Below are 683 nucleotides of genomic sequence, written 5' to 3' on the forward strand. Positions count from 1 at the left end.
TCAACCGTCGCTGCAGTCATCCGATTGAACGCGTTCCACTCGTAACGCTGCTCACCCGCTGGCGATCTGCGATGAACGAGATTGCCGCGCGCGTCGTACGCGAAATGCTCCCCCGCGTATTGCTTCAACAAGTTGCCCAACACCTTGGACACTTCCGCGGGGAACGTGCTCTCCGTCGCACGTACCGGACTCGGCCGGCTCTCCGTGCGAGGCGGCTCAACACGTATCGGGTCGATGATGTTGCTCGCCGGATCGAACGCGAACCGCTCCTTGCCCGCCGGTCCGATCGACTCCAGCAACCGTCCGACCGGATCGTAACGATAGTCCGTCAACCCTCTGCGATTGTCTTCAATCTGCACGAGCTGGCCGGCCGCGTCGTAGCGATACCGGCGCTCTGCCAGCGGCGCGGGTGCATTCGCACGCTGTACGGTGCGCTGCGCCAACCTGCCTGCACGGTCGTATGCCGTGTGTTGATCGATCTTGCTCGGCAGGGTACGCAATGTTTCCCGATGCAGATCATCGCGCTCGATCTGAACGAGCTCCTTGCCGTCCAGCATCAACCCGTGGACGTGTCCCGAGCCATACGTGAGCCAATCGACGGCATGGCCGTCCGGCCTGACCGTTCTGATGCGGTTACCGATTTCGTCGTACTGGTGATGCCACACGAAGCTCCGGCTCGCGCC

At 62.5% G+C, this 683-nt stretch carries 1 pseudogene; it reads right to left on the minus strand.

Annotation, left to right across the window (positions count from 1 at the left end):
* A pseudogene (locus QZM35_RS38095) lies at nt 1-683 on the minus strand (sugar-binding protein); the annotation flags it as partial.

Origin of the sequence: Burkholderia sp. AU45274 (assembly GCF_030482505.1) — a bacterium.
In the GTDB taxonomy this organism is placed as follows: domain Bacteria; phylum Pseudomonadota; class Gammaproteobacteria; order Burkholderiales; family Burkholderiaceae; genus Burkholderia.